At 64.4% G+C, this 8,783-nt stretch carries 6 protein-coding genes and 4 pseudogenes; 2 read left to right on the forward strand and 8 right to left on the reverse strand.

Annotation, left to right across the window (positions count from 1 at the left end):
• The 5 genes and pseudogenes from AB0T83_RS19800 to AB0T83_RS19820 form a co-directional block, all read right to left on the reverse strand.
• Nucleotides 1-777: pseudogene (locus tag AB0T83_RS19800) on the reverse strand (hypothetical protein); the annotation flags it as partial.
• Nucleotides 778-1,111: 334 nt separating this feature from the next.
• Nucleotides 1,112-1,450, reverse strand: a complete 339-nt coding sequence (locus AB0T83_RS19805; RefSeq protein WP_366194933.1) for a hypothetical protein — start codon at nt 1,448-1,450, stop codon at nt 1,112-1,114.
• Nucleotides 1,450-1,808 (reverse strand): annotated as a pseudogene (locus tag AB0T83_RS19810) (IS66 family transposase); the annotation flags it as partial. The gene AB0T83_RS19805 and the pseudogene AB0T83_RS19810, both read right to left, overlap by 1 nt.
• A 12-nt stretch (nt 1,809-1,820) precedes the next feature.
• A pseudogene (locus tag AB0T83_RS19815) lies at nt 1,821-2,728 on the reverse strand (IS3 family transposase).
• An 85-nt stretch (nt 2,729-2,813) separates the two neighbouring features.
• Nucleotides 2,814-3,167: pseudogene (locus AB0T83_RS19820) on the reverse strand (helix-turn-helix domain-containing protein); the annotation flags it as partial.
• A 365-nt stretch (nt 3,168-3,532) separates the two neighbouring features.
• On the opposite strand from AB0T83_RS19820, the gene AB0T83_RS19825 reads away from it, so the two are divergent.
• Both AB0T83_RS19825 and AB0T83_RS19830 read left to right on the forward strand, forming a co-directional pair.
• Nucleotides 3,533-3,892 (forward strand): hypothetical protein, encoded by a 360-nt coding sequence (locus AB0T83_RS19825; RefSeq protein ID WP_366194934.1) that lies wholly within the window; start codon nt 3,533-3,535, stop codon nt 3,890-3,892.
• A 58-nt stretch (nt 3,893-3,950) separates the two neighbouring features.
• Nucleotides 3,951-5,072 (forward strand): AI-2E family transporter, encoded by a 1,122-nt coding sequence (locus AB0T83_RS19830; RefSeq protein ID WP_366194935.1) that lies wholly within the window; start codon nt 3,951-3,953, stop codon nt 5,070-5,072.
• A 23-nt stretch (nt 5,073-5,095) separates the two neighbouring features.
• On the opposite strand, the gene AB0T83_RS19835 is transcribed toward AB0T83_RS19830, so the two are convergent.
• The 3 genes from AB0T83_RS19835 to AB0T83_RS19845 all read right to left on the reverse strand — a co-directional run bounded on the left by AB0T83_RS19835 (nt 5,096) and on the right by AB0T83_RS19845 (nt 8,253).
• Nucleotides 5,096-6,466: an efflux transporter outer membrane subunit gene (locus tag AB0T83_RS19835; protein WP_366194936.1), complete on the reverse strand. Its 1,371-nt coding sequence runs from the start codon at nt 6,464-6,466 to the stop codon at nt 5,096-5,098.
• Between the two features lie 158 nt (nt 6,467-6,624).
• On the reverse strand, nt 6,625-7,773 hold the full coding sequence (locus tag AB0T83_RS19840; RefSeq protein WP_366194937.1) for an HlyD family secretion protein: 1,149 nt from the start codon (nt 7,771-7,773) through the stop codon (nt 6,625-6,627).
• A 3-nt stretch (nt 7,774-7,776) separates the two neighbouring features.
• Nucleotides 7,777-8,253, reverse strand: a complete 477-nt coding sequence (locus tag AB0T83_RS19845; protein ID WP_366194938.1) for a DUF3302 domain-containing protein — start codon at nt 8,251-8,253, stop codon at nt 7,777-7,779.
• Nucleotides 8,254-8,783 lie beyond the last annotated feature (530 nt).

An 8,783-nucleotide genomic window follows, 5' to 3' on the forward strand; every position in this document is an offset into this window, starting at 1 on the left:
AAGGCTGATCCCGGCCAGCACCAGCGCGACCCGGACCGGCGGCAGCAGGTCGCCGGGATGCAACGCCGTGGCGGTCAGCAGGCGTAGGGGCTGGGTGCGGCTGGCCAGCGGTTTCTCGAACATCGGCGGCCCGGTGTCCTGGCCCTCGAAAAGGATCGGGGTTCCGTCCGGCATCGCCAGCCGGACCGAGGCCGCGGGCTGCGTCCGGGACCCGGCCTCGTCCTCAAGAAGCCTCTCGGCATCGATGGTCAGCGCCAGACCGTAGCGCGCCGCATCGGTGTTCGGGCTGCGCTTGACGATCAGATAGGCGCGCTCTGCCGGCATCGGGACCAGCACCGGCGCGCCCGTCGACTGGCGCGCCGCCGCCCGCACACGGTCCTGCAACCCGGCCGGGGCAGCGCCGATCTCGATGCCCTCCGCTTCGGCGTCAAGCGGCACCAGCGCGACGCCGGTGATCCGCGGATAGAAACGCATGACCGCCGCGGCAACCTCGCGGAACAGGTCGGGCCGCTGCGCCGCGCCTGCGACGGCAACGGCCGACAGGGCGGTTATATGCGCGTCGTGCTGATCGGTCCGGCGCGAGACCACCGCATGCAACCGTTCGCTCTGCCCGGTCAGTTCGGCGATCCGCGCGTGCCGCTCGAAGGTCCAGATCCCGCCCAGAGCAAGACAGCAGGCCGCCAGCCAGAGGCCGACCCCGATCCATCGCCCGCGCGGCCCGCGCTCGGCCAGGTCTGTCGGATCCTCCACGGGCTTGCTTTGGTCTGGTGGTGTCACGGCTGTCGCCCTCCTGCCGACACGCTAGCATATCTGTTAGGAGTCGGGGTTGTTGGTCGTCAACACGTGTCAGGCAGAGCCCCCCAGATTTCTGAGTTTAGCGTCCGTGATCGGGTCAAGTTCCGGCAATCGCCGGCGCTCCGCTGGCTTGAAAGCCGAAGGTACGACGGGCCATCCCGGGATAGGATCGCACCATCAGACGCTTGGATCATACACCGTAGACATGCGTATTCGGCGGGCCCATCCGCCCGGAACCCGCAAAGCCGACACGCTTCATGCCGCCTGACCGGACTTGATCCCGGAGATGGCCTGACTGAGATTATTCTCGCTGACTTCATCGGAAGTGAAAGTGCGCATGATTGTAACCGCCAGATTTCTCCCGCGGCGACTGGTTCTTGATCCCGGCGATTATGTCGGGGTCTCCGGCGAAGTTGTTGAGCAAGCTGTGACAGGTATCAACGGACCCTCGTGCTGATGCCAGCATGTCGCGCAACTCGTCGATGCCCTCGTCGGTCAGGGCCGTGATGTAGTCGTCTGTTCCGATGTGGACGCTGACAATGTTGCCGCAGGAGAGGTTGTCGTCGTTGTTGACGTTGGCTTCAAGGAGTTCGGGGTCTTCGTTCAGCGGGTTGGCGACATGGGTGATAGAGCAGACGTAGGTCGTTGCGGACATCACGCGGCCTCGTTGCGTGACTGATCCGTCGGGCTCCGGTTCCAAGGCGCAATTCGGCCAGGCGGTTTTTCATGTGATCGTGGATACGCTCCAAGACGTCGGCCAGTCAGGCCTGCGGATCAAGCCCGTTTGTCCTGGCGGTCTCAATCACGGTCATGGCGCGGGCGAGGGGTTCACCACCGCTGTCGGGGCCGGCGAACAGCCAGTTCCGGCTTCCGACGCCAATGGGTCTCAGCGCGCGCTCGGCAGGATTGTTGTCAATGGCCACGCGCCCGTCTGCCAGGACCAGCGTGACTGCGGGCCAGCGGCTCAGCCCGTCGCGGAACGCCTTGGCCGGATCGCTCTTGCCGGGAATGCGGACCTAGCCCTGTCAAGTTTTCGTGCCGCTCCGGTGGCTCATCCAGGCGACCTTTCGCTCGAAGGCCAGCGGGCTTTTCCAGCCGAGTGCTGAGTGACGTCGGCGTGGATTTTAGAAGCCATTGATGTATTCGAAGATGGCCAGTTCTGCCGGCCGTTGGGTTGGCCAGGATCGCTGCCACAGATGCTCGGCCTTGATCGTCTTGAAGAAGGTCCCGACGGCCGCATTGTCGTAGCAATTGCCGGTGCTTCTCATCGACACCCGGAACCCGTGCTGGCGCAGGATCTTCTGGTCGTCGTGAGAGCAGTATTGGCTGCCGCGGTCGGAGTGGTGGATGCTGTCCTTGGGTGGTCGCCGCAATGCGATGGCCATGTTCAAGGCCCGGATCGCCAGGTCACGTTTCATCCGATTGCCGACGGCCCAGCCGATGAGGCGGCTGGAATGCAGATCAAGGATGACCGCCAGACAGAGCCATCCCTCGTGCGTCCAGACATAGCTGATGTCACCAGCCCATTTCTGGTTCGGGCAGTCTGCGCTGAAGTCGCCGTCCAGCAGGTTCGAGGCGATGTTAAGGCTGTGGTTGCTGTCGGTCGGGGCCTTGAATTTACTGTTCCTCTTCACCGCAATGCTGTTTTGTCGCCTCAAACGGCCAATGCGGCGATGCCCGACATCAAAGCCAAGTTCCTTCAGCTCTTCGGTCATTCGTGGCCTTCCGTAGCTGCCCAGACAAAGGCGGAACCGGTCGCGTGTGTGGGCCAATAACACCATGTCGGTGCGTTGCGCCGGTCTTTCTGTATCCAGAGGCTCGATGTCGAAAATCCGATGCCAAGATCGGCTGCAATCTGGCGGCGGTTCAGGCCGCTGGTCTGCGCTATGCGAACTGCCTCAGCGCGAAACTCCGGGGTTGGTCTCGATGCCATGGTGTCTCTCCTTTGTGGCAAAACACCAAGTCAAAGCAGCGGAACAATTCCGTGACAGGTCCAACCCATGGCGGCCACATGCCTCACTCTCCAACTCATTGCGCAGCCAGATCGAGCGCCCCCCGGAGGCAGACACCATGATGCCCTTCTGCGGAAGCTCCCACGTCGCCGGTTTCTGACCGAGCGCCGGGTTTTCGATGGCGTGTTCCACCACGGCCCTCTCGACATGTTCCGGCACCCGGTTCTTCAGGACCGGCTTGCGGCGGGACAGATCCATCAGGGCCTCCTCGCCGCCCAGCTCGTAGAGCTTCCCGAACCGATAGAAGCTGTTCCGGCTGCATCCCTTGACCTTGCACGCCTGGCTGACGCTGCCGAGTTGCTTGGCAAGTTCCGGCAGCCCGAGCTTCGGTTTGATGATCTTTTCCTGAATGCGTGTCATTGATCCACACTCCTGGCTTGTGCTCCAAAAGAGCAGAAATGTCAGATCAAGTGGTGTGTTTTGCAGATCAGGTCCGGCGCGGCCTTTCGATGCCGTTTTAGCTCCTTCCGTTGGTCGGATCCCAACCCGCCATACAGCTTGCGCCTGCGGTCTAGGTTTGCTCCGCGATGCGCCGCTTGCGGATTGTACCACCGCGGGCCATTCCTTGCCCGACGAGCACGTCACCCATCGGCGCGCAAATGCCCCCTTGCCAGACCGTTGCGATGGCACGGATAGTTCTTCAAACATTCAGTGGCTGCACAAGCTCACGCTCTCGTTGGCGGATCTGGCCCCGGCCAATTCAATACCCAGAGGAGATTTCCACCATGGACACTCAAAGCGATTCGCAATCCTCAAGTGTTTCCCGCACCACCGTGGTCGAAATGGTCGTCGGGCTGGCGGTTCTGGTGGTCATCCACCTGCTGTTCCTGCTGGTCAGCACCGGCCGCATGGCCAATGCCGATGTGGGGCTGACCTGTGCCTTCATCCTGACCCTTGGCACCCTGCTGGACGGGATCCGCGGCAACTGGCGCATGATCGTGCTGGGGCTGGCGCTGGGTCTGCTGACCATCGGGATGGCGATTGTCGAACAATACGTCTGGGTCCTGCTGATCGTGGCCCTGCTGGCCATCGCCATGCTGCTGATCGGCGCGCGGCTGACCCGGCACCGCAAGGCCGGCGCCTGAGATCGCGGGCCGCCCCGGTGCACCCCCCCCGTCCCCCGAGGCAAGGCCGGACCCGCGCATGATCCCGTCGCCCCGCCCCCCCGAACGGCCCGGCCCGGAGCGGCTGGCCATCGATCTGACGATCCGGATCGGGCTGCTGATCCTGTTCATCGTCGTGATCGCCGCGCTGGTGCATCCCTTCGTCTCGGTGATGATCTGGGCGGTGATCCTGACCGTCACCCTCTATCCGGTCTTCTTGTGGATCCGCGATCACCTGGTCGGCAGCGGCATCGTCGCCGCCGGGATCGTCACCGGCCTCAGCCTGGCGCTGATCCTCGGGCCGATCGGCCTGCTCAGTGCCAGTCTCATCGACTCCATGCTGGTGATGGCCGAGGCGGTGCGGGACCGCAGGCTGGACCTCACGACCTTGCCCGCGGCCATCACCGGCCTGCCGACCGTGGGGCCGGAGATCGAGAAATTCTGGACCCTGGCCACCGCCAATACCGGCGACTTCCTGAAACACTATGGCCATACCATGCTGGCGCCCAGCGAATGGCTGCTGAACATCGTCCTCGGCCTGGCCGGAAGTACGCTGGTCTTTGCCATCGCCATCGTGGCCTCGGGCTTCCTGTTCGTGCCGGCGCCGCGCCTGGTGGCCGCCCTGCATGACATCCGGATGCGGATCGTCGGGCCGAAAGGCACCGATTTCGTGACCCTCGCGGCGGCCACGATCCGCAGCGTGTCGCGCGGCGTCGTGGGCGTGTCGATGCTCCAGGCACTGGTCTTCGGCTGCGTCGCCCTTGTGATGGGAATCCCCCATGCCGGGCTGCTGACGGCGCTGCTTCTGGTGCTGACCATCGTCCAGATCGGCAGCGGCATCGTCCTCTATCCGGTTCTGGCCTGGGTCTGGATCACCCGCGATTTTTCGGCGGCCTTGGTGTTTGGCCTCGCCATGAGCCCGATCTTCGTGCTTGAGAACCTGTTGAAGCCGATCGCCCTGTCCTCCGGCGTCACCACCCCAGCGCTGGTGGTGGCCGTGGGCGTGTTCGGCGGGATGATCGCCTTCGGCTTGCCGGGGCTCTTCGTCGGACCGGTGGCGCTGGCGGTCTTCTTCGAGCTGGTGGTGTTCTGGGTCTGGCCGGACCGCATCCCCGTAGCCCCAGCGCCCGAAGCGACCGAGGCCGAGACCTCAGACAATTGAGCGGGGCTTCGTGCGTCCCGCCTTCAGAAGTTCTCCCCAAGCGCCAGATACAGGTTGACCCGGTTCGTCAGCAGGGCGGCCTGGCTCTGGATCACGTTGATGCGGCGACCGATTGCAAATTCGGTCAGGTTGAGAAGCGCGATCATGTCGATGGTGCCCGCGTCATAGTCCTTCTCGCCCAGTTGCACGGCGTCCTGCGCGTCGTCATAGGACGCCTGCCAGCTGCCAAGCGCCTGCCGCAGCAACTGTTCGTTGGCCATCCGCGCCTCGACCTCGCCGAAGGCCTCCAACACCGTCTGGCCGTAGTTCGCCGTCGCTTCCGCCTGCCGGGCGGTCATGCGCACCACGTCGGCCTGCAGGGCGCCGCCCATGAAGATCGGTTGCAGCAGCCCGACACCGATCTGCAGGAACCCCGGGTTGCCAGCGCCCAGCAGCGCCAGGCTGGGATCGACCAATTTGCCTCCCGCCGCGGTCAGCGAGATCCCCGGCAGCCGGGTCAGCTTTGCCACCTCGACATTGTAGAAGGCCGCGATCACCTGCTCGCGCGCGGCCACCACATCCGGGCGCCGGTCCAGAAGCGACAGCGGCAGACCCGCCGAGAGCGTGCCGGGCATCCGCGGGTAACTACTGGCGGGCTTCAGCTTCAGCGACGGGTACCGCCCCAACAGAACTTCCAGCGCCGCGGCGGCCTCGTTCGACTGCGCGCGCAGCTCGACCCGTGCGGCCTTGGCGGCGTTCAACCGACCCTGCGCCTGCACCACGTCGAAGTCCGACACCACACCCGCGGCTTCGCGCTTTTGCGCCAGCGACACAAGCTGGGCGTATTGATCCACCACATCATCGGCGGCGGCCAGCAACTGGCCGATCTCGATATAGGCGATCCACGACCGGCCCACCGTCGCCGCAATCGACTGGCTGGCCCAGACGGCTTCGTTTGCCACCACAGCGGCATCGGCCACCGCCGCCGCCTGGCCCGAGCGCAGCTTGCCCCAGAGATCCACCTCCCATGACACCGCGATCGCGCCGCCGGTGTGCTGATGCGTGCGATCCGCGTCCAGATTGCGGATCTGGTGCGATCCGGCAGACGCACCCACCCAGGGCATGATCGGGGCACCGGCGATTTCTGCGGTTTGCAGCGCCGCCTGTACCCGCGCCGCAGCCGCTGTCAGATCCCGGTTGTTGGTCAGCGCCTCGTTGACCAGCGATGTCATGCGGGCATCGCGGAAACTGGCGACCCAATGGTCCCCCACCGCCGAACTGGCAGCACCCTTGCTGGACCAGGCCGCCGGGATCGCGGTGGACTCGGGCAGCGCGTCGTCCAGCACCGCAGTGTGCTCGGGTGCCAGCGCAAGTTCGCAGCCCCCCAGCGCCAGCGCGACGGTCAGACCGACCATTGCCCGCGTGCCCAAGCCCTTGAACCGGTGCGCAGTCCCTCGGTTGGCCCCGTCCGATCCGGGATGCCCGGGTTGGTTTGCGCTGTGCCATGGTGCCATGTGGTTGCCTGCTTCTTGCGTCATCTTGGTGTCCATGCGCGCTCCCGCTGTGTCTGGCCTCAGAACGGCATCGGATAGAGGAACCGCTTCCAGGAATAGGTGCGCAGCGCGATCTGCCCGACCCAGGTGAACGGATTGGCCGGGTTGGTCAGCACCAGTGCTGCCCCTTCGGCACCGATCGGCATGTGCGGCGGCGGATCATCCAGCGTGATCTGCACTGCGTAGCGGCCTTCGGGATAGTTCGGCAGGTCGATCCAGGAGGGCAGGCGGCCGGACGGCAGCATCTGGCCCCGGCCGCTGGCCCACCAGATATCCTTGACCGTGGCGTCAAAGGTCTCGCCCGGATAGAGGTTGAGCGCGACGACGACCTTCTGCCCCGGCTTCATGAATTTCAGGTTCTCCTGCCGGTACATGGCCAGAAGATAGGGATCGTCGTCGGCGATGAACGAGGCGATGGCGCCGGCACGGATGATGCCCGCCACCATGCCCGGCTGCACCTGCAGGTTGACGATGCTGCCGTCTGCCGGCGCGTGGATCTGGGTGTTGTCAAGATAGAACTGCGCCTGTTTCAGCGAGGCTTCGGCCTCAAGCACCCCGGTGTTGACGCCGTCGATCTGCGAGTCGAGCGCCGCCTGCGCGCGTTTCAACTGCGCCTGTGCCTCGGCCACCTCGGCCTGCGAGGTCAGCACGTCGGTTTGCCAGCGCTGCGCCTCGGCCTCGGGTGCGGCGCGTTGCGCCGCCAGACCGGTGTAGCGGTCGGCCTGGCTCTGCTTGTAGGTCAATTCAGCCTGGGCGCGGGCCACGGATTCCTCGGCGACCTTGACATCTTCCTGCAGCACCACCGCATTCTGCTTGGCCGCCGCCACGGCCGCCGTCGCGGCATCCACCTGGTATTGATAGAAGCGGGCATCCAGCCGGATCAGCGGATCGCCCTGTTTCACCGCCTGGCCCTCGGTCACCAGCACCTCTTCGACGGTGGTGGGCTGCGGCAAGCGCGGAATGATCTGCACCGTGTGCCGCACCAGCCGAACATCGTTGCTGAGCGGCGACACAAAGCGCATGCCGACCAGCGGCACCAGCGTCAGATGCAGGCCGATGAACACCGTGGTAACGCCCCAGACCGGGGTCAGCCGCAGCCACTTGAACTTGAAAAAGACGATCCAGACAAACAGCGCATAGACAAACGTCATCGCAAAGACAGCAAACACCGATCAGATCTCCCGCTTGTCCGATTGCGGCGCGGTCGGATCGGGACTGCTGCCCGTCTCCCGCCTGTCCGCCTCGGCCGCCGTCTCGTTTTCCAGCCGGCGCATCAGGGCCTCGACCTGTTCCTTGGGAAGATCACGGCCATAGGCAAAGCGCGACAGGCGTTGCAGGTCTTCCAGTTCGTGCTTGCGTTCTTCGTCGGGGAAGTACCGGATGTCGATCTTGTCGGTGGGCTTGAACGCCCAGATCAAGGCCTGGATCCAAGGCACCACCGCCAGGAACCCGACCCACCCCATGGTATAGACCGCCTCGGCATCCGGGTGATTGCGCGAAATCGCGATCCGTCCCGGCAGGCCCAGCAGCCAGACCACGAAGCAGAGCACCCCCAACACCGTCAGCATCAGGCAGCCCGCCATGATGACATCCCAGAAATACGGGCTTGCCTGGAAATTCACCCAGGCCGTTTCAATACGTCCAAACATCTGACCTTCCCCGGCGTCCGGTTTTGTCTGGTCACACCCTCATGCGAGGCTTCACGTTTGTCCATGCCCGCATAGACCCATCCGGCCAGCAGTCAATGGTGTGTGACAATTATTCTGCGAAGTCCGACAGCCTGCGAGGTTTAGCGGATGGTTTCGATCCGCACGGGATCGACGGGCAGGGGGGTGCAGTTCTGCACCAGTCCTAGGTGCCGTCGCGCCTGTTGCAAGGGTCAGGGTGTCGAAACGTTCAAACCGGGCGACGCGTTGGGTCTCTGTCTAATGGCCGTAACCGCCGTCGAATAAGAAGGCGATTGTATATTAGACAAACCCGTGCGTTGAGCGGAAATATCCGCCGGCGTGGCAGGCCAGTTGAACTGATGCGGTGGATGCCCCCACCCAGCGGCATCTCGTATCCATGATGGTTCCATGGGAACCAAGTGGAGGGCACACCAATGACGACTACGATCAACATGCTGGCGATCGATTTGGCGAAGGGCAGCTTTCAGGTTTGCGCGGTCGGAGCGGATGGG

The sequence above is a fragment of the Meridianimarinicoccus marinus genome, from assembly GCF_040689105.1.
Lineage (GTDB): Bacteria > Pseudomonadota > Alphaproteobacteria > Rhodobacterales > Rhodobacteraceae > Meridianimarinicoccus > Meridianimarinicoccus marinus.